The organism is Methylobacterium mesophilicum, assembly GCF_022179445.1.
GTDB lineage: Bacteria > Pseudomonadota > Alphaproteobacteria > Rhizobiales > Beijerinckiaceae > Methylobacterium > Methylobacterium mesophilicum.
Genome location: NZ_BPQU01000003.1, coordinates 103,379 through 122,622, shown reverse-complemented (window position 1 = coordinate 122,622; position 19,244 = coordinate 103,379). Strand labels below are relative to the sequence as shown.

Genomic DNA, 19,244 nt, shown 5'->3' with positions numbered 1-19,244 from the left:
GAGCGGTACGGTCGCGCGTTCAGGCGAAGAGGACGCACGTGCGGGAGATGCGGGCCGTGCCGGCCTGGTGGACGTCATCCGGTGACGGCAGACTGCGCCGCCTGGATCAGTTCGCTCGCGAGAGCCTCGTCGTCGACCGCCCGCGCCAACACGACGGCGCCGACGATCGTCGACAGCGTCGCCAGGGACCGTTGCCTACGGCGCTCCTTGGCTGCCATGGGCGTCAGGCCGGCGAGGATGTCGGCCAAATACCGGACGCCGTCGGTGAACCGGGCCCGGACGGGGCTGCCGATCGGCTCGCGCGCGACGTCGTTCGCCAGGGCCGCGAGCGGACAGCCTTTACCGGGCGTCTGGACGTGCCCGAGGGACAGGTAGTTCGCGATGAGGTCATCCAGACTTCCGAGGCGCTCCTTGGAGCCCGCGCGCGCGCTGTCGAACGCCTCGGCGGCAAGGGCCTCCTTGTTGGAGAACTGACCGTAGAACCCGCCATGAGTCAGGCCGGCCGACGCCATGATGTCGGCCACCCCGACGCCGTGGAGGCCCCGTTCCCGAAACAGTGCCGCGGCGACCTCGACGACGCGGCGGCGGTTGAGCTTGGCCTGCTCTTGGGAAACTCTGGGCATGACCTGATCCTTCGGCGTTCCTGCTACCGATATAGATGCGTCTGATCATCTAAAAAAGGGCGTGACCGGTTACCCGTCGATGGGGTCCGGCAACCGAGCGGCGCGCCCGACGACGCGGATCGAGAATTTCGATCGACCGCGCCTTCGATGCAGAACGCGCGGTCCGCGAAGTCCGGGCTACGCCTCGGACCGGATCGGCAATGCGCCGGAGCCGGCGGCGGCGCTGTCCGTGCGGGGTTCCCGGGCCACCCGGAACCACAGGGCGTAGAGCGCCGGCAGGAACAGCAGCGTCAGGAGCGTGCCTACGCCGACGCCGCCGATCAGGACGTAGGCGAGCGCCCCCCAGAACACCGAGTGCGTCAGCGGGATGAAGGCCAGCATCGCGGCAGCCGCCGTGAGGATCACGGGCCGCGCCCGCCGCACGGTGGATTCCACGATAGCCTCGTAGTCCGATAGGCCGGAGGCCCGGTCGTGATGGATTTGATCCACCAGGATCAGCGTATTGCGCATCAGGATCCCCGACAACGCGATCAATCCCAGGATCGCGTTGAACCCGAAGGGCTGCTGGAAGATCAACAGCGTGGGCACCGCCCCGACGAGACCCAGCGGCGCGGTCGCGAACACCATGAACATGGTCGAGAACGACCGGACCTGCAGCATGATGACCGTCAGCGTCACGATCAGCATCAGGGGGAAGACCGCCACCAGTGCGTTCATCGCCTTCGCGCTCTCCTCCACGGCACCGGCCGTGTCGATCCGGTAGCCCGGCGGCAGCTTCGCCTTGATCGGGTCGAGGAGCGGCAGCACCTGCGCGTGGATGTCCGGCGGCTGCTTGCCGTCGAGCACGTCGCCCTGCACCCGGATGTAGGTCTCGCGATTGTAGCGCTTGAGCACCGCATCCTCGTTGCGGCTCTCCAGATGCGCCACCTGGGACAGTGGCACCTGGCGCCCGTCATGGGTGGCCAGCGTGAGGTCGCCGATCTCGCCGAGCGAGCGACGCTCCGGGCCGGGGCTGCGCAGGAGCACGTCGACGGAGCGCAGGTTCTCGCGGACCTGGGTCGCGGGCGTCCCGTTGAGGTAGCTCTGCAGTTGCTGGCCAGCCTCCTTCGGGGTCAGGCCGATCAGGCGCAGGCGCTCCTGGTCGAGGACGAGGTGCAGGCTCGGGGTCTTGTCACCCCAGTCCAGGTGCACGAGCCGCATGTTCGGGTTGGAGGCCATGGCCTCGGCGACCTCGGCCGCGATGCCGCGGATGACGTCGAGATCCGGCCCCACCACGCGGAAGGCGACCGGAAAGCGGATGGGCGGCCCGAACACGATCTGCAGCACGCGCACGCGCGCCTCGGGGAAGAGGCCGTCGCTCACGAGCTTGCGGACCTTGAGCCGAAGGGCGTCACGGGCTGCGGCGTCGGCGGTCTGCACCACGATCTGCGCGAAGGCGGGGTCGGGCAGCTCCGGGTCGAAGGACAGCACGAAGCGGGGCATGCCCTGGCCGATGTAGCTGGTGATCTCGCGCGCCTCGGGCAGCTGACGCACGGCCGCCTCGACCTTCTTCACGCTGGCCTCGGTGGTCGCGAAGGCCGCGCCCGTCGGCAGGGTCACCTCGACGATGAGTTCCGGGCGCTCCGAGTTGGGGAAGAACTGCTTCTCGACCTTGCCCATGCCGACCACCGCCACCGCGAACAGCGCCACGGTGATGCCGGCCGCCATCCACTTGTGATCGACGGAGGCCCGCACGATCCGACGCAGGCGCTGGTAGTTCCTCGTGGCGTAGATTGCCGCGTGGCCGCCTTCCACCGTCTTGATATTGGGCAGGAGCTTGACGCCGAGATAGGGCGTGAAGGTCACGGCCACGATCCACGAGATGATCAGCGAGAAGCCGACCACCCAGAAGATGTTGCCGGCGTATTCGCCCGCCGTGGAGGCGGCGAAGCCCACGGGCAGGAACCCCGCGATGGTGACGAGCGTGCCGGTAAGCATCGGCGCGGCGGTGGCGCTCCAGGCATGGGTGGCCGCCTCGATGCGGTCGGCGCCCTCCTCCATGCGCACCACCATCATCTCGATGGCGATGATGGCGTCGTCCACGAGCAGGCCGAGCGAGATGATCAGAGCCCCGAGGGTGATGCGGTCGAAATCCCGCCCGGTGACCATCATCACCACGAACACGGCCGCGAGTGTGATCGGAACGGCGAGCGCCACGACGATGCCGACCCTGAACCCGAGGGCGACGAGGCTGACCACGATGACCACGGACAGCGCCGTGAAGAACTTCACCATGAACTCGTGGATGGCCTCGTCGATCACCTTGGCCTGGTCGGTGATCTTCGTGAACGTGATGCCTGTCGGCAACGCGTGGTGGATCGCCACCTCCTCGGCGTTCAACGCTTCGCCGAGCTGCAACCCGTTGAAGCCGGGCTTCATCACGAGGCCGAGCATCAGGGCCGGTTCGCCGTCGTTGCGGATCGCGAAGACCTTCGGATCCTCGTAGCCGCGTTTCACCTCGGCGATGTCGCCGAGCTTGAGGCTGCGGTCGCCCGCACTCACGGGCAGGTTTCGCAGGACGTCCAAGCTGTCGATGGCACCGTCGAGGCGCAGGTAGACCCGGGGTCCGGCGGTCTCGACGAAGCCTGCCGGGGTCACGTCGTTCTGGTTGGCCAGAGCGGTCAGGAGCTGCTGGCCAGTGATGCCGAGCGTCGCGAGGCGCTGATAGGAGATCTCGACGAAGATCTTCTGCGCCTGCTCGCCCAGGATGTTGATCTTCTCGATCCCCGGCACCCGCAGCAGGCGCTGGCGCAGATCTTCGGCCTTCAGCACGAGGTTCCGGTGCGGCAGACCCTGGGCCTGGAGGGCGTAGAGCGCGAAGTAGACGTCCGAGAACTCGTCGTTGAACAGCGGCCCCATCACACCACGCGGCAGGGTGGACGCCTGGTCGGACAGCTTCTTGCGGGCCTGATAGAACTCCGACTGGAGCTTGGCCGGCGGCATGCTGTCCTTGAAGTAGACCTTCATCAGCATGAGGCCCGGCCGAACCGTGGTCTCGACGCGGTCGTAGTAGACGAGTTCCTGCAGGCGCTTCTCCAGGGGGTCGGCCACCTGCCGCTGCATCTCGTCGGTGGTGGCGCCGGGCCATGAGGCCGAGACGGCCATCGTCTTGACCGTGAAGGCCGGATCCTCGGCGCGGCCGAGCTTCTGGAAAGCGAAGAAGCCGGCGGCCGTCACCGCGATGATGAGGAAGAGCGTGACGGCCCGCTCGCGGACCGCCAGGGCTGAGAGGTTGAAGCCGGTCATCGGGCGACTCCCGTCAGGCTCGGGGGCGCTTGGCGCACGGTCTCTCCGGCCTTCAGGAGATGCGCGCCGAGCGACACGATGCGGTCGCCGGGGCTGAGGCCGGACACGACCTCGGCATCTTCCTCGGACATGCGGGCGACAGAGACCGGTTGGGCGGAAACCGTCTTCGTGCCGGCATCGAACTTCCAGACGGCCGAGCCCTGCCCCAGGTCGAACAGGGCCCCGAGAGGCACCTCGACCGATGCGGAACGTCCGGTTTCCGCCGGCTTGAGCCGGAGCGTCACGGTCGCGCCCAGCGGCGCATCCTCGCCGCCGCCGGACAGGATGTAGCGCGCCCGGTAAGTCCGGGTGGCCGCGTCGGCGGTGGCCGACAGTTCGCGCAGCCGCGCCGGATAGGTCGTCTCGCCCTCGGCGTAGAGCGTCGCCGAGGCGGTGCCCCGTGCCAGGTGGCGGCTCGCCTCCGGCAGGAACACCTCCGCCTCGCGGGCACCATCGCGCGCCAGCTTGACGACGGTCTGGCCGGCGGCGACCACCTGACCGGGTTCGGTCGGAACCTCCATGACGACGCCATCGGCATCCGCCTGGAGTTCGGAGTAGCCGGCCTGGTTGGAGACCTGGCTCGCCTGGGCCTCGGCGTTGGCGAACTGGGCGATGGCGGCATCCGCCGCCGCCTTGTTCTGATCGTAGGTCTGCTTCGAGGTCCAGCCGTCGCCGACCAGCTTGCGGCTGCGCTCCTCGTCGGCCTTGGCCTTGATCATCTGGGCGCGCGCGGCCTCGACGGACGCCCGCGCCGCGTTGAGCGCCAGGGTGAAGTCGGTCCGGTCGAGACGCATCAGGGGCTGCCCGAGCCGGACGTGATCCCCCGGGTCGACGAGGCGCTCGAAGATCTTGCCGCCGACCCGGAAACCGAGATTGCTCTCCGTGCGGGCCCGGACGACGCCGGTGTAGCGCACGACCCCCTTCGTTCCCGGGGCGACCTCGACGGTCTGCACCAGCGGAGGTTCCTGAGGCACGGCAGTCTCGGCCGGCGAGCAGCCCACCAGCGCCGATGCGGAAAGCGCGAGCATCCATCTCACGTCCATGGCCCGCCTCCACATCGATCCGATCCTTCACAAAAATGATTGTCATCATCTATTGTGCGGGCGTGCTTTCGTCAATGGCGGAACCGGGATCCTGGCCGGGGCTCGGTTTGATTCACTGGTCGGTCCCACCCGCCGATCGCACCGACGCTGGCGAGCAGGGTGGAGTCGGTCCACACCGACCACGGCGGCGTGCATCCGTCCGTCCCAAATTCGGGGCGCCTCCCTATCTTCGGCGCGCAGCGCGGGGCCGGCTGGAACGGCCTACCTCGTTTGGCGGTATTGGACCGGCCGGCAGTTCGCCTTCAAGCGAAGCCGTCGGGAGCCTCGGCCGAGCGTCGGCGCGGAGCGCCTGGGACGTCGAAGGCTGAGGGCGATGGCGTTTCGTCGAGACATGGCGGGTTTCGGACCGGACGAGACCGGACCGGCCTGGCCTCCAACCGGCGGGCTCGATGAGCATGGTGCGTGGCATGCCGCCCGCCCGTCGCGCCGCAGGCTCGGCGCGCACGGTCTGCCACGGCTCAAGCCGGCCGCGATACTCTGGGTCCTGCTGATCCTGCTCGCGCCGATCAGCGGGGAGCAGGTCAAGCTCCCGGGTCTGGATAAGGCGGTCTGGCTGGGCGCCGATCTGGCCGCGCTCGCCTTCCTGGTCTTGCGGCGCGATCTCGCCAGCACGCTGTTCGGCAGCCGGCCCGTCATCCTGCTCTGGCCGGCGCTCGCCGTGATGTCGGCGGCTTGGTCGCTGACCCCGGACATCTCGGCCTATCACGGCCTCCAGCTGCTCGCCACGATCGTGGCGGGGATCGCGATGCGCGCCACGATGGGGCTTTCGGGCGTCGTCAGAATCGTCTTCCTCGGGCTTTTGGGCGGGCAGATCCTGTCGGTGGTGCTGGGCGTTGCCGCCCCCGGCATGACGCGCGGCCTCAGCGGGGAATGGTCCGGGATCTACTCGCACAAGAACGTGCTCGGGAGCCTGATGAGCCTCCAGCTCCTCTGCGCCGCCTCCCTGTTCCTCCAGGGCTGGCACCGACTCCTGACAGGGGCGGCCTTCCTGGGCGCCGTGCTGCTCCTCGTCTCGTCCCATTCCGCTACTGCCTTGGTGGCCGGCGCCGTGGGGCTCTCCCCGCTCTGCGTGGTCACGGCGTGGCGACAGGGGAACCTGGTGACCGGCTTCTGCCTCGGGATCGCCATCGCGCTCGCCGGCATCGGCATCCTGGTCGCCGCGACCTACGGGGCGGACCTCTCGGCCAGCCTGCTCTCCGACCTCGGCAAGGACACGACGCTCACCGGCCGCACGATCCTCTGGCAGTTCGGCATCGATCAGTTCTGGCGGGAGCCCCTCGTCGGGATCGGCTACAAGGCCTACTGGGAAAGTCCGATCACGACGGCGCCCTACCTCCACTTCACCACGAAGCAGAAGCTCTGGTTCTTCCACAACAACTTCATCGACGTTGCGGTGGCATTCGGCGTCGTCGGCCTGATCATCTTCACGGGCGTCTTGCTCGATACGGCGCGCCGCGTCATCTCGCACTTCGCCCGGTCGCCGGGCTATGTCGAAGCCTGGCCGATCCTGTTCCTCGCGCAGCTCGTCGTCTTCATCTGCTTCGAGTGCCCGCTATTCATGAATCACGGGATGCATCAGTTCCTGCTGGCGGCGATCCTTCCGGTCCTGCGGCAACGGCCGACGGCTTGACCAGGTGAAACCGAGGCCACCACGTGGCCGGCAGCAGGACGCGCAGCGTATGGTCCGGCCCGCGCATGCGGCCTTATACAGTATCATGCAAACATTTTTTGTGGATATGGGTCGCGCCCTGGGCGACAATTTTGCGATCGTCCGTTCTTTGCTCGAAAATTGATTTCCTGGCCTACTACCCCAACCGATTCGACGTATTTGTTATCCCGGAAAAGTCTGCAAGCCGAGACATTTGCTCATCGTGGAAATTTCAAACGAGGATTACTGAATTCGAACGTAAAATATGATTGCAAAACGGTTAACGTCAGCGCATCATTCCCCGTCGAAGGATGGTACAATGTGCTGCATTGCAATATCAATCCCGCGATTCCGCGAGAGACATGCTTATATTACGCGGCATCTCCATACGGTATGGGGGGCGGATTTCGAAATCCTCGGTATCGATGGATCTGTAGCGGGCCGTGACGCGTCGCCCGAATCCGATCTGAGCGCGGGACAGGTAGGCTGCGCCCTCTCGCACCTAGCCGCCTACGAATCCATGATCGATCGCAAGTTACCCTGGGCCCTCATCGTCGAGGACGACGCGGTGTTGCCGTCGGACATCCACGACATCCTGGTCCGGGTCGAGGCGACCCTGCGCCGGGGCGACGTCGTCCTGCTCTACAATCGGCCGCAGCATCGCGCCGCCTTCAGCACCGTGAACGCCGACCCGATCGGCGATTACCGGCTGTGCCTGCCCATGAACATGGCCGGACTCGGAACGACGGCCGCCTACGTGATCACCCGGCAGGCGGCGGAAGGCATCCTGAAGGTGAACCGGCCCGTCGTGGCGGCGGCGGACAACTGGGAATACTTCTTCGATCGCCAAGCCATCGCCCGGGCCCGGGTGATGTCCCCGAACCCGGTCTCGATCAAGCCGTTCGAATCGACGGTCTTCACATCCGGGTCCCGGGTCGGCGGCTTCCTGAAGAGCAATCGCCTGTTCCAACCGCTGCTGGCGGCCCGGCGCCGTTTTCTGACCGCGCGCATGGCGGGCCAGACGGTGTTCGTCGACGAAGTCTCACCCTACTCGACGATGTCCCCGTAGCAGCGGCCGCTGCAGGGCCGTTCTCCGCAACGGTCTTGACCGCATCCAGTCGGCCCCTCGCGTGCGGGATCGTCGGCAACGACACGTCGGTCGCTCCGGTGCAGCCTCCGGGTCCGACTTGCGCCGCTCGGGGCTCACTCAGTTCAGCGTTTTCAACGAACGCAGAGCGCCGACGATCCATTCGGATAAGCGAAGTACACGCCGCCGCGCGGGGCGGCTCGGATCCCGTGGCCGCCTCTCCTCCAGGGCCGGGGTGTGGCGGCCAAACCAGCAATACAACCCAAAGACGTAGCCATACGTACCCGAGTTAACCCTTGGCCCGCGCCGGTACCATGGCACTCTGGCTGTCGACGCGATGAGGGCCGCCGCCGCGCCCTCTGAAGCCACCCGGTCGCCGCGCTGCCGCTGCGGTCGCCATCACACTCCGGCAGCGAAGCGCGACGATGGGCAGATCTCTCTCAAGCTCGGATCCGACCAAGACCTTCCCGGTCCGAGAGTCCTGGCTGGCCGGACCGTTCTCGCTGGCGCAGGCCCGGCCGTACCTGATCCTGCTCGCGCAGATCACCGCACTCCTGATGGTGATCAAGCTGTCGCGGATCGTCGACGAGCGGAACAACTACTACATCATCGTGCTGCCGCTGATGCTGGCGGCCGCGATGCTGCGCCGGACCTACGCCGACGCCGACACCGCCGCCGTCCGGCTGCTCCAATTAATCGGCGTGATCTCCGGGGCCTACGCCCTCGTGCATTACCCGCTGTTCCCGGTGGTCGAGCATGGCTTCAAGGCGATGGCGACGCTGGGCGCCCTCGTGGGCCTCTGGATCGCCGCCGTGGCCTGCGGGATCCTGTGCCTGCGCTGGCCGTCGCTCGGCGTGGTGGGGGCGGCCTACCTGGTCTGGAGCAAGCTCGCCGTCAGCCGGGTGACGGGGCTCTGGCATGGGCACATTATCGACGTCGTGCCCCTGGCGGAGGTCAGCTTCTGCCTGCTGGCCGGTCTCGGCGTCGTCGCCCTCACAACCCGCGTGAGCGCATCGCCGAGCGTGCCCGCTGCCGCCAGGACCGACATCGCCACCGCCAGCGCGCTGTTCTCGAAGGTTCTCATCGCCGCCGCGATCAGCATCCACCTCGGGAACTACTACTCGTCCTTCCTGGCCAAGGTGACGCTGGATGCCGGCCCGACATCCTGGCTGCTCGCGAACGACCCCGGAAAGCTGTTCAGCGTCGGCCTCGACAACAACCACGTCTTCTACGCGGGCTGGGCCTGGCTGGTGGAGGGCATGCGGGCGATCCTGAGCCATGCCGGACCTCTCACGAACACGCTCATCCTGGTCGGACAAGGGGCGGCGCTGGTCGGCATCCTGATGCCGCGGCGCTGGCTCGTGGTCCTGCTGCTCGGCTTCGACGCGATGCACCTGTCCATCGTGGTCGTCATGGGCGCCAACTTCGCCCCATGGATCCTGCTGAACCTGGCGATCGGCGCCGTGGTGATCAGCCGGCACTACCAGCGGCCGCCGCTGATGGTCGGGGTGCTCTCGGTGCTGTTCATCCTGAGCGACAACAGCTTCATGACCCAGGCGCGGCTCGGCTGGTACGACACCGCCGCGAACAACAAGCTGTACTTCCAGGCGGTCGATAAGGACGGCGGACGCCACTACGTCCCGACGAACTTCTTCACCTTCTACTCATACCCCTTCGCCCACATGGCCTACGGATCGCCGGATGCCGAGACCGCCTTCGCTCTCGACAACCCGAATGGCGGAACCCAGGTCTACCGGAAGGTGCTCGCGTCGCTGTCCTGCGACGTTCCGGTCCTGACCGCCCGGGACGGCGCCGGGCAGGATCTCGCCAAGAACGAGATCGATCGGCCCGCAGTCGATGCCTATATCCGCGGCTATCACCGCCTCGTCGCCGGAATCGCCGACAGGCTGGGGTCGTTTCCCCATGCCTTCTACCCGCATCACTTCTTCGTCCCGCTCCAGCACGGCGCGAGCTTCGACGGCGTGGGCCTGCACGACATCGTCGCCTACATCTATCGGCGTGAATCCGTCTGCCTCAGCCTGCAGGACGGCGTGCCGGTCCGCCGGCTGGTCTCGGCAGCCGAGCATCGGATCGATCTGAAGCCATGACCGACGCAGCCCTCACGGTCGTCTACGACGGCGAATGCCCGTTCTGCAGCAACTACGTGCGCCTGATGGCCCTGCGCCGGTCGGTCGGGACCGTGGCTCTGGTCGATGCCCGCGAGGGAGGCCCGGTGGTCGAAGACCTGACCCGCCGCGGTTACGACCTCGACAACGGCATGGTCGTGCGCCACGGCCTGACCCTGTATTACGGCCCGGACGCCCTAGTCCTGCTCTCGACCCTCAGCGAGGACCGGGGCGCGATCGGCCGCGCCCTGTCGCGGCTGCTGCGCAGCCCCTCCCGCGCCCGCCTGCTCTATCCGATGATGAAGCTCGGGCGACGCGCGACCCTGGCCCTGCTGGGCCGCCGGCTCATCGCCCAGCCCGGATCCGGCCAACCTCACTGAGATCTGCGTTGCGCACGAAGGGCTGCCGGACCTCGGAGACGACTGCGCGGCATCGGCCTTGCTCGTGCCCCCATGCCTCCAGGCGGCCGGGCGCTCTCGACTTCTGAGCGTCGGCGGTGTGGAAGGAGCGTGATCCGGTCGCAATGCGGGCCGCCCTCCCGGCCTGCCTGCCCGGACCGGCGCGCAGCAGGAAGGGACGAGTCCGTTGGCCAGCGTGGACCTGAACTCCGATCTCGGCGAGGGCTACGGCGCCTACGCCTGCGGTGACGATGCGGCGATCCTCGGCGTCGTCACCTCCGCCAACGTCGCCTGCGGCCTGCACGCGGGCGATCCCGAGATCATGGCCAGCACTTTCGCGCTGGCGAAAGATCGCGGCGTGGCGGTGGGCGCCCATCCGGGCTTCCCCGACCTCTGGGGCTTCGGACGCCGCCGCATGCCGTTCACCCCGCCCGAGATCGAGCGGCTGGTCGCCTACCAGGTCGGTGCCGCCCAGGCGCTCGCAACTTACGCCGGCCACCGGATCACCTACGTGAAGGCCCACGGGGCACTCGCCAACCTCGCTGCCGAGGATCGTGCGGTGGCCGACGCCATCGCCAAGGCGGTCCGGGCGGTCGACCGTGACCTGGCGCTGCTCGCGATCGCGCTCACCGCACAGGTGGCGGCCGGCGAAGCCTGCGGGCTCGAGGTCCACCAGGAGATCTTCGCCGATCGCGGCTACACCGAAGCCGGCCTGCTGATCGCGCGCGACCAGCCCGGCGCGCTGATCACCGAGGCCGATGCGGCCGCGGACCGGGTCCTGCGCATGGTCGAGGGCGGGGCGATCCTCACCGCCTCGGGCAAGTCCCTGCCGACGCCGATCCGCTCGATCTGCGTCCACGGGGATTCCGCCCACGCAGTCGCCACGGCCCGGGCGGTGCGCGCCCGCCTGGAAGGCGCCGGCGTGACCCTGGCGCCGTTCCGCCGATGAGCGACCCGGTGAGCGAACCACGGCTGCTCGATTCCGGCGAGGCTGCCCTGGTGGTCGAGTTCGGCAGCACCGTCGATCCCACGATCAGCGACAGGGTCCTGGCACTCGACGACGCCCTCGGCGCCGACCCGCCAACGGGCCTGCGCGAGCGCGTGCCGACCTATCGCTCCCTGATGCTTCACTACGACCCGCTGGTGCTCGACCGCGAGACGCTGGCGGAGCGGGTCAGGACGCTGGTCGCCGGGGCCGTCGCCCGCGCCGGCACGCCGACCCTCTGGACACTGCCCTGCTGCTACGACGCTCCCCACGGCGAGGACATCGCGCAGGTCGCCGAACGCACTGGGCTCTCCGCCGACGCCGTTGTGGCGACCCATGCCGGCGCCACCTACCGGGTCTACATGTACGGGTTCGCGCCGGGCTTCGCGTATCTCGGCGGCCTGCCCGAGACCCTCGCGGTACCCCGGCGCGCGAGCCCGCGGCCCCCGCATCCGAAGAATGCGGTGGTGATCGGCGGCGGCCTCGCCGCGGTGGCCACGGTGCCGATGCCCACGGGCTGGTACGTGATCGGCGCCACCCCGGCCCGGCTCTACGCCCCGGAGCGCACCGAGAGCTTCTTCGTCGGCGCCGGCGACCTGATCCGGTTCGAGGCCGTGGACGTCGCGACCTTCGATGCCCTCACCGCCCGGGAGGCGGTGGGCGAGCCGGTCGCCCGCCGTGGGGAGGCCGATCGATGACCGCCCTCGTTATCGAGGCTGCCGGCCCCGGCGTGACGCTGCAGGATGGCGGCCGGCACGGCTACCTGCGCTACGGCATCACGGCCGCGGGCCCGATGGACCCGCTGATGCACGCCACCGCCAACCGCGCGGCTGGCAATCCCCTGGACGCCACCGCTATCGAGGTCTCCACCGGCGGCCTCACCGTCACGGCCGACGGCGGGCCGCTCGGGATCGCGATGGTCTCCCGGAGTTTCCGGATCACCCTCGACGGAGTTACGCTTCCCGACGCGGTGGCGCTGACCCTGGAGCCGGGCCGGACGCTGACGGTGCGCGCCGGCTCGTCCGGCGCCTGGGGCTACCTCGCCGTGCAGGGGCGGCTCGACGTGGCGCCGGTGCTCGGATCGACCGCGACCCATACCCGCTCCGGCCTCGGCGGCCTGGACGGGCGCGGGCTGGCGGCCGGCGACCGCCTTCCCGTGGCCGAGGTCCGGCCCGGCACGGCCTCGCCGCACCGGCTCCTGGCGCCCTGGCTCGACCGCGATCCGAAGGAAATTCGGGTCGTGCTCGGCCCGCAGGACGACTATTTCGCCTCCGATCAGCTCAATGCCTTCCTGGCCGGGCCCTGGACCGTCTCGCCGCGCGGCGACCGCATGGCCTGCTTCCTCGACGGCGCACCGCTCAGGCATGCCAAGGGTCACGACATCGTCTCGGACGGCGTGGCGATGGGCGCGATCCAGGTGCCCGGCAACGGCCTGCCGATCATCCTGATGGCCGACCGGCAATCCACCGGCGGCTATCCGAAGATCGCCACCGTGATCGGGCCGGATCTCGGGCGCCTCGCTCAGGCGCAGGGCGGGACCATGCTGTCGTTCCGGAGCCTCACCGTGGCGGAGGCGGTAACCGCGCGCCGAAACGAGCGCGAGGCGTTGCGGGAGCCGGTGCGGCGTGATCCGGTGGTCCGCACGGATTTCGCCTCCGATTTCCTGTTGGGCCTCAACCTCGTCGGCGGCGTCACCGACGGGCGGGCCTGACGGTCTGCACGCAACGGTGGTCCGCAGCCTGGCGCGAACGCGTATCATGTTGGGCTGCCTGATTCCGGCGGCCCGGATTCGAACCGAGAAAGAGAGAGCCTTCCCGCATGGCGCACGCCGTCACAGCCTCTGGCACGCCCCCCCTGCGCACCAACGAGCCCCTGAACGCGGACAGCGTCCGCCGCGCCCGCATCGACCTCTCCGCCTGCCTGCGCTGGGCTGCGCGCAACGGCCTCGAAGAAGGGATCTGCAACCACTTCTCGGCGGTGCTGCCGGAGCGTCCAGACCTGTTCCTGGTCAACCCCTACGGCCTGGCCTTCGCCGAGGTGACGGCGTCGAGTCTGCTCCTGTGCGATTTTCACGGAAACGTCGTCGAGGGCGACGGCCAGCCTGAGGCGACGGCCTTCCATATCCATGCCGAGCTGCACCGGCTGAAGCCGAACGCCCGGGCCGCCTTCCACACCCACATGCCCTACGCGACGGCGCTCGCCATGCTGGAGGGGCAGCCGCTGCTCTGGGCCGGGCAGACCGCCCTGCGCTTCTACGGCCGCATCGCCGTGGATGAGGATTACAACGGGCTGGCACTCGATTCGAGCGAGGGCGAACGGATCGCCCGGAGTGCCGGCGAGGCCGACGTGGTGTTCCTGAAGAACCACGGCGTCATGGTGCTGGGCGAGACCATCGCGGAGGCCTGGGACGACCTCTACTACCTGGAGCGCGCCGCCCAGGCGCAGGTGCTCGCCATGAGCACGGGCCGCGCCCTCAAGATCGTCCCCGAGGCGATCGTGAAGCACGTGGCCGCGCAGGAGGCGGCCGGCCGCGCCGAGAGCGCGCGCCTGCACCTCGAAAGCGTCAAGCGGGTGCTGGCCCGGGACGAGCCGGCCTTCCTGGCCTGAACGTCCGTCACGGCGCTGTGCGGATGCGGTCAAGCAGCACCGCGTCGGCGTAGCCATCCGCCGGCAGACCCTGCGAGCCCTGGTAGGCCCGCAGGGCCGCCCGGGTCTTCGGGCCGATCTTCCCGTCGACGCCGCCGGTGGCGTAGCCGCGCTCGATCAGCCGGGTCTGGAGGTCGCGGCGTTCGTCCCCGGTGAGCGGCCGGTCGCCCCGGGGCCAGTCGCGCGAGAGACCCGGATCGCCGCGCAGGCGGTCCGACAGCAGCGCCACGGTCAGGCCGTAGGCCAACGCCGTGTTGTAGCGCAGGATCACGGAGAAGTTCGGTCGGAGCAGGAAGGCGGGCCCGCGGAGTCCCGCGGGCAGGATCAGGGTCGCCGTCGCGGCCTCGTCCGGGAAGGGGCGATCCCGTGTGGGCTTCACGCCGAGGTCCCGCCACGCCGCAAGGCTGCGCGGCGTAATCTCGTCGGCGAGCGCGGCGTCGAACCCGTCCGGCAGCACCACCTCGTAGCCCCAGCCCTCGCCGGTTCGCCAGCCGTGATCGCGCAGGTAATTCGCCGTGGAAGCGAGCGCGTCCGGGGCCGAGGTCCAGATGTCCCGCTTCCCGTCGCCGTCGAAATCCACCGCGTAGCGCTGGTAGACGCTGGGCATGAACTGGGTATGGCCCATCGCGCCGGCCCAGGACCCGGTCAGGCCGCCGGGCATGCGGTCGAGGGGCGCCTCGCCGCGGGCGACGATCTGCAGGGCGGCGGTCAGCTCGTCGCGCCAGTAGGACGCCCGGGTGGGGTCCCCGCAGCTGAGCGTCGCGAGCGCGCGCACCACGGGCCGCACCACGGCGCTGTTGTCGAGCACGGCGCCGTAGCTCGATTCGACGCCCCAGAAGGCCACCAGGGTGTAGCGGTCGACGCCGTACTGAGCCTCGATGGCCGCCAGCGGCGCCGCCAGTTCCACGAGCTTGCGCTGACCGGCCTCGATCCGCGCCGGCGTCACGCTGGCTTCGATGTAGTCCCAGATCGGCCGGACGAACTCACCCTGATTCTGCGTTGCGGCCAGCACGTCCGGGTCGGGCTGAAGGTCGCCCAGCTGCGCCTGCGCGACGGCTTGTGGGACTTCGTGCGCGGCAGCCCAGGCAATGAGCTCGGTGCGGCAGGTTTCGAAGGACGGGGTCGGCACGGACGGCGGGACCGCCTCCGGTGCCGCGACGGCCAGCGCCGGAGCCAGCGCCAGGCCTGCGATCCCAAGCTTGAGAGCGCGAAAGCCCGTATGCCTGCCTCGCTGCGATGTGGAAGCCGACATGATGCGATCGTCCAACGGCGTCTCCGCCTCCAAGCCTGACATGCAGCTCAGATCAAACGCTGATCCGCCGTCATTGCGCGCGCAGCGACGAATCCCGTCGAGCAAGCCACCGGCTCGACCCAGCCGTCTTACCGGCTGAGCCCGGCGGTTTCCAGGGATCGGCGGCCGGTGTCCGCATGGGCTTCGTTCGGCAGGCACCCTACTTCCAACCTGCGACATCCGGCGGAGGCCCCATCGTGAAGCGACCCACCCCGTGGGCGATCTGCGCAGCAGGCCTGCTGGCGGCCGGCCCGGCCTGCGCCCTCGAAGTCACCCGCAGCCGCGACATCCCGGCACCGCCCGCCGCGGTCTGGGCGCTGATCGGCGATTTCTGCGCGATCGGCCTGTGGCACCCGCAGGTCGAACGCTGCATCCTGTCGCGCGAGGACGACGACGACGGCATCCGCGCACAGATCCGCGGCCTGGTGGCGAAGGGCGGCCTCGGTACGATCGTCGAGGTCGAGACCGCCCGGGACGAGGCGGCCATGAGCTACAGCTACAGCTTCATCCAGGGCCCGCTGCCGGTGCGCGCCTACAACGCGACCCTGGCGGTCCGCCCGAACGGCGCGGGCTCCACGGTGGTCTGGACCGCGACCTTCGACGCCGAGGGCATGAGCGACGCCGACGCCCTCAAGGATATCACCGGCATCTACGATGACGGGCTCGCCGGCATCGCCCGGGAGGTCGCCAGGTAGGAGACGGTCCGAACGGCGAATTTCTCCGGACCGCCAGAAAACGCTCGCCTCCGTGCTCATCCTTACCAATGTGGGGGCCATCGGCGGGCCCGATCGCCCGGCCGATTTCCGGAGATCGTCTTCATGGCAGAGGCCCGCATGCGCCGTCACCGCCACGCCAAGATCGTCGCCACCGTCGGCCCGGCCAGTTCGGCACCCGACCGATTGCGCGACTTGTTCCTCGCCGGCGTCGACACCTTCCGGCTCAACTTCAGCCACGGCGTGCAGGAAGACCACGCCAAGGTCCACGCGGCGATCCGCGCCCTCGAGCGGGACGTCGGCCGCCCGATCGGCATCCTGCAGGACCTGCAGGGACCGAAGATCCGCATCGGCACGCTGCAGGGCGGGCGCCAGGATCTCGTCGCCGGGGAGACGATCCGCTTCGTCCTCGAGGGGGCCGACGGCGACAAGCAGGCGATCCCGCTCCACCACCCGGAAATCTTCACCGCGGTGGTGCCCGGACAGGAACTCCTGATCGACGACGGGCGGGTGCGGGTCCGCGTCCTCGGGCCGGAGCGGGACGCGATCACCGCCGAGGTGATCACGGGCGGCGTCATCTCGAACCGCAAGGGCGTCAACCTGCCGGGAACGCTCCTGGACCTGTCGCCGCTCACCGAGAAGGACCGTGCGGACCTCGCGTTCGGGCTCGACCTCGGCGTCGACTGGGTCGCCCTGTCCTTCGTCCAGAAGCCGTCCGACCTGATCGAGGCGCGCGGGATCATCGGCGACCGGGCCGGTATCATGTCGAAGATCGAGAAGCCGCAAGCGCTGGAGCGGATCGACGACATCATCCGGCTTTCGGATGCCGTGATGGTCGCCCGGGGCGATCTCGGCGTCGAGATCCCGCACGAGGACGTGCCCGGGCGGCAGAAGGAGTTGATCCGCGCCTGTCGGCTCGCCGTGAAGCCCGTGATCGTGGCGACGCAGATGCTCGACTCGATGGTCCAGGCCCCCGCCCCGACCCGCGCCGAGGCGTCGGATGTCGCGACGGCGATCTACGACGGCGCCGACGCGGTGATGTTGTCGGCGGAATCGGCCACCGGCAAGTACCCGGTCGAGGCCGTATCGATGATGGACCGGATCATCCGCAGCGTGGAGGGGCACAAGCTCTACCACTCGATCGTGGCGGCCTCCGAGCCCGGCGAGGAGGAGACCCCACCCCATGCCGTGGCCACCGCCACCGCGGACCTGGCCGAGGCGGTGCGCGCCAGTGCGATCGTGACCTACACCACCAGCGGGACGACGGCCGCCCGGGTCGCGCGCAAGCGCCCCGCCTCGTCGATCCTGGCGCTGACCCCGAGTCTCGCCACCTCGCGGCGCCTGTGCCTGCTCTGGGGGGCACACAGCGTCCACACCGACGACGTCGATTCCTACGAGGAGATGACCGCCAAAGCAGGTGAGTACGCGCGGGCGGAAGGTTTCGCCAAGCCGAACGACATCATCGTCGTGACGGCCGGCATCCCGTTCCACACTGTTGGGAACACCAACAACATCCGGCTGATGCAGGTCTGACGCCGTTCAGCGGGGAACGCCGCGCGCGCATCGCCCGTTAATGGGCAAGCTGCGCCGTTTTGGCGCGAACGCCGGGAGAGACCCATGAGCCTGATCGGACGCATCGTCACCAAGCTTCTCGGCAACGAGAACCGCCCCCTTGACCGCGACGACCGGAACGCCAGCACCGCGACGCCGATCGGTCGCCTGGTCACCAAGATCCTGGGCAAGTAACCTCAGTCGCCGCGCCGCGCGCCCGCTCGGGTGCGCGGCGTTGCTGTTCGCATCCGTCAGTTCGCGACCGCCGCCGCGGTCTGCTTGAGCGTCGGCGAGGCCGGGACGGTGTGCTGCCAGAAGGTGCCGGTCCGGCCCTTTTCGAGACCCTCCTGATAGAGGGCCCGCATGTAGGCGGTGTCGAAGCCCTTCGCGGCCGAGGCCTTCGGGCCGTTCTCGTCGATATAGGTGAGGTTGAAGCTCATCCCGTTGCTGCGGGCCAGCGCGTAGGTCGCGGTCAGCGTGGCGCGTGAGCGGGCGCGGCTCGCCGTCGTGAACGAGCGCTCGACGATGGACAGGGTGTTGTCCTTCGTCACTTCGAAGTCCGGCTCCAGCCGGCCGTTGATCACCACGTAGATGTTGGCCTTGCCGCCGGTGCGGATCTTCCCGTCGCGCAGCAGAAGCGTCTGCGGCAGCGTGAAGACCGGGGTGACCACGGACCCGTCGACATGCATCTCTTGGAAGCGTGCGTCGGCGGCGGTCACGTCGATCATCTGTGGCGGGAACACCGCCGGGACGCTGGCGGAGGCGGCCAGCACGTCGCGGAACAGATCGAGGGCGTTCGGCGCACCGCTCGACGCGATGGCGCCCATGTTCCAGATCACCGAGCGCTGCGAATCGAGGTTGGTCGTTACGACCATGAGGCGGCGCCCCTTGGCGTGTTCCTCGGCGATGGCGGTGAGCAGTTCCGGGGTGACGTAGCGGGCGATCAGGTTGCGCAGGCGCCCGTCGCCGAACAGGCCGGAGCCGAACAGAATGTTTGAGATGCTGGGCGACGTCACGAGTTCGCCGGCCACGCCGCTGGTGTAGAACTCGGTCAGGTACGCGTCGTAGGCCGGCCCCAGGAACGCGAAGGGGGCGATCAGCGCCCCGGTCGACACGCCGGAGACCAGCGTGAATTCCGGGCGCGTGCCCGAGGCTGTCCAGCCGTTCAGGACGCCGGCCCCGTAGGCGCCATCGCCGCCGCCGCCCGACAGCGCCAGATAGTTGAAGCCCGCGGAACGGCGCAGCGGATTGCCGGCGAGTTCGGCGATCGTATCGACCGATGCGTCGGCGTAGACGCGCGCGCCCGGTATCCCGGGCACGCTGGCGAGCGCCGCCTGCTCGGCGGTGTAGGCGGTGCGCGGGACGCTGCCGCAGGCCGCGACCTGGCCGGCCAGCCCGAGCGCGAGCAACACGCGCAGACCCCCCTGACGGTAACCCATCGTCCTCACCTCGGAAAACAGCAACGCTTGCCCCTTCTGCCACAAGGAAGCAGCTCGGCCGTGACCTCGTTCCGGCTAAGCTTAGCATTCGGTACGATTGTGATGCGATTACGTCGGCCTGTGACGCCCGCGACACGTGACGTCGGGGTGTGCGACGCCCCCCGGCGGCGGTAACCACCTTCCGAGGCCGACCGGTCATTGCCGGTGGACAGGGGGCGACTCGGGCAACGGGCCGCCCTTGCAAGCGCCGCGAGCGCCGCGCTAGGGTCCGGCCGTGGCCTGACGAGACAGGGTGTCGCACGTGGTGCGG

General features: G+C 69.0%; 16 protein-coding genes. 11 read left to right on the top strand and 5 right to left on the bottom strand.

The genetic code is table 11. From position 1 onward, the window contains the following. Window positions 1-74: 74 nt before the first annotated feature. The 3 genes from MFF40_RS05030 to MFF40_RS05020 form a co-directional block, all read right to left on the bottom strand. Entirely contained in the window at window positions 75-623 is a 549-nt protein-coding gene (locus MFF40_RS05030) for a TetR/AcrR family transcriptional regulator (protein ID WP_147853383.1), read from the bottom strand. A 177-nt stretch (window positions 624-800) separates the two neighbouring features. Then, window positions 801-3,908 carry an efflux RND transporter permease subunit gene (locus MFF40_RS05025; protein ID WP_147853384.1) on the bottom strand — a complete coding sequence of 1,036 codons (3,108 nt, stop codon included), beginning with the start codon at window positions 3,906-3,908 and terminating at the stop codon, window positions 801-803. Continuing rightward, complete coding sequence (locus tag MFF40_RS05020) at window positions 3,905-4,990, bottom strand: efflux RND transporter periplasmic adaptor subunit (RefSeq protein WP_238259837.1); 1,086 nt, start codon at window positions 4,988-4,990, stop codon at window positions 3,905-3,907. Before MFF40_RS05020 ends, MFF40_RS05025 begins: the two co-directional genes overlap by 4 nt. A gap of 373 nt (window positions 4,991-5,363) precedes the next feature. On the opposite strand from MFF40_RS05020, the gene MFF40_RS05015 reads away from it, so the two are divergent. From MFF40_RS05015 to MFF40_RS04980, 8 genes are all read left to right on the top strand, one after another. Next, a complete protein-coding gene (locus tag MFF40_RS05015; RefSeq protein WP_238259835.1) occupies window positions 5,364-6,680 on the top strand; it encodes an O-antigen ligase family protein in 1,317 nt (438 codons plus the stop codon). Between the two features lie 388 nt (window positions 6,681-7,068). After that, window positions 7,069-7,767 (top strand): glycosyltransferase family 25 protein, encoded by a 699-nt coding sequence (locus MFF40_RS05010; protein ID WP_308447700.1) that lies wholly within the window; start codon window positions 7,069-7,071, stop codon window positions 7,765-7,767. Between the two features lie 443 nt (window positions 7,768-8,210). Continuing rightward, on the top strand, window positions 8,211-9,893 hold the full coding sequence (locus MFF40_RS05005; protein ID WP_238259833.1) for a hypothetical protein: 1,683 nt from the start codon (window positions 8,211-8,213) through the stop codon (window positions 9,891-9,893). Next, window positions 9,890-10,291, top strand: coding sequence for a DCC1-like thiol-disulfide oxidoreductase family protein (locus MFF40_RS05000; RefSeq protein ID WP_238259831.1), 402 nt, complete (start codon window positions 9,890-9,892; stop codon window positions 10,289-10,291). The genes MFF40_RS05005 and MFF40_RS05000 overlap by 4 nt, the downstream gene beginning before the upstream one ends. A gap of 205 nt (window positions 10,292-10,496) precedes the next feature. Next, the gene (locus MFF40_RS04995) at window positions 10,497-11,258 is read left to right on the top strand and encodes a LamB/YcsF family protein (RefSeq protein WP_238259830.1); all 762 of its coding nucleotides are present in this window, start codon (window positions 10,497-10,499) and stop codon (window positions 11,256-11,258) included. After that, window positions 11,255-11,992, top strand: coding sequence for a 5-oxoprolinase subunit B family protein (locus MFF40_RS04990; RefSeq protein WP_147896677.1), 738 nt, complete (start codon window positions 11,255-11,257; stop codon window positions 11,990-11,992). The genes MFF40_RS04995 and MFF40_RS04990 overlap by 4 nt, the downstream gene beginning before the upstream one ends. Beyond that, the gene (locus MFF40_RS04985) at window positions 11,989-13,005 is read left to right on the top strand and encodes a 5-oxoprolinase subunit C family protein (RefSeq protein WP_147896678.1); all 1,017 of its coding nucleotides are present in this window, start codon (window positions 11,989-11,991) and stop codon (window positions 13,003-13,005) included. The genes MFF40_RS04990 and MFF40_RS04985 overlap by 4 nt, the downstream gene beginning before the upstream one ends. A 107-nt stretch (window positions 13,006-13,112) precedes the next feature. Continuing rightward, window positions 13,113-13,901 carry an aldolase gene (locus MFF40_RS04980; protein ID WP_147854065.1) on the top strand — a complete coding sequence of 263 codons (789 nt, stop codon included), beginning with the start codon at window positions 13,113-13,115 and terminating at the stop codon, window positions 13,899-13,901. A 7-nt stretch (window positions 13,902-13,908) separates the two neighbouring features. Here the strand turns inward: MFF40_RS04980 and MFF40_RS04975 are convergent, their stop codons facing one another. Next, the gene (locus MFF40_RS04975) at window positions 13,909-15,192 is read right to left on the bottom strand and encodes a lytic murein transglycosylase (protein WP_238259829.1); all 1,284 of its coding nucleotides are present in this window, start codon (window positions 15,190-15,192) and stop codon (window positions 13,909-13,911) included. A 236-nt stretch (window positions 15,193-15,428) separates the two neighbouring features. On the opposite strand from MFF40_RS04975, the gene MFF40_RS04970 reads away from it, so the two are divergent. The 3 genes from MFF40_RS04970 (at window position 15,429) to MFF40_RS04960 (ending at window position 17,690) form a co-directional block, all read left to right on the top strand. After that, window positions 15,429-15,926, top strand: a complete 498-nt coding sequence (locus tag MFF40_RS04970) for an SRPBCC family protein (protein ID WP_238259828.1) — start codon at window positions 15,429-15,431, stop codon at window positions 15,924-15,926. Between the two features lie 138 nt (window positions 15,927-16,064). Beyond that, complete coding sequence (gene pyk, locus MFF40_RS04965) at window positions 16,065-17,477, top strand: pyruvate kinase (RefSeq protein ID WP_238259931.1); 1,413 nt, start codon at window positions 16,065-16,067, stop codon at window positions 17,475-17,477. 84 nt (window positions 17,478-17,561) lie between these two features. Then, window positions 17,562-17,690: a TFIIS helical bundle-like domain containing protein gene (locus MFF40_RS04960; RefSeq protein ID WP_092042423.1), complete on the top strand. Its 129-nt coding sequence runs from the start codon at window positions 17,562-17,564 to the stop codon at window positions 17,688-17,690. A gap of 56 nt (window positions 17,691-17,746) precedes the next feature. Here MFF40_RS04960 and MFF40_RS04955 read toward each other — a convergent pair whose 3' ends face one another. After that, window positions 17,747-18,934: a patatin-like phospholipase family protein gene (locus tag MFF40_RS04955; protein WP_238259827.1), complete on the bottom strand. Its 1,188-nt coding sequence runs from the start codon at window positions 18,932-18,934 to the stop codon at window positions 17,747-17,749. Between the last annotated feature and the right edge of the window lie 310 nt (window positions 18,935-19,244).

Coding starts and splice junctions, on each gene's coding strand:
- MFF40_RS05015 (WP_238259835.1), top strand. CDS start 5,364: ATGGCGTTTCGTCGAGACATGGCGGGTTTCGGACCGGACGAGACCGGA.
- MFF40_RS05000 (WP_238259831.1), top strand. CDS start 9,890: ATGACCGACGCAGCCCTCACGGTCGTCTACGACGGCGAATGCCCGTTC.
- MFF40_RS04980 (WP_147854065.1), top strand. CDS start 13,113: ATGGCGCACGCCGTCACAGCCTCTGGCACGCCCCCCCTGCGCACCAAC.
- MFF40_RS05030 (WP_147853383.1), bottom strand. CDS start 623: ATGCCCAGAGTTTCCCAAGAGCAGGCCAAGCTCAACCGCCGCCGCGTC.
- MFF40_RS04985 (WP_147896678.1), top strand. CDS start 11,989: ATGACCGCCCTCGTTATCGAGGCTGCCGGCCCCGGCGTGACGCTGCAG.
- MFF40_RS04975 (WP_238259829.1), bottom strand. CDS start 15,192: ATGTCGGCTTCCACATCGCAGCGAGGCAGGCATACGGGCTTTCGCGCT.
- MFF40_RS05005 (WP_238259833.1), top strand. CDS start 8,211: ATGGGCAGATCTCTCTCAAGCTCGGATCCGACCAAGACCTTCCCGGTC.
- MFF40_RS05020 (WP_238259837.1), bottom strand. CDS start 4,990: ATGGACGTGAGATGGATGCTCGCGCTTTCCGCATCGGCGCTGGTGGGC.
- MFF40_RS05025 (WP_147853384.1), bottom strand. CDS start 3,908: ATGACCGGCTTCAACCTCTCAGCCCTGGCGGTCCGCGAGCGGGCCGTC.
- MFF40_RS04955 (WP_238259827.1), bottom strand. CDS start 18,934: ATGGGTTACCGTCAGGGGGGTCTGCGCGTGTTGCTCGCGCTCGGGCTG.
- MFF40_RS04960 (WP_092042423.1), top strand. CDS start 17,562: ATGAGCCTGATCGGACGCATCGTCACCAAGCTTCTCGGCAACGAGAAC.
- MFF40_RS04990 (WP_147896677.1), top strand. CDS start 11,255: ATGAGCGACCCGGTGAGCGAACCACGGCTGCTCGATTCCGGCGAGGCT.
- pyk (WP_238259931.1), top strand. CDS start 16,065: ATGCGCCGTCACCGCCACGCCAAGATCGTCGCCACCGTCGGCCCGGCC.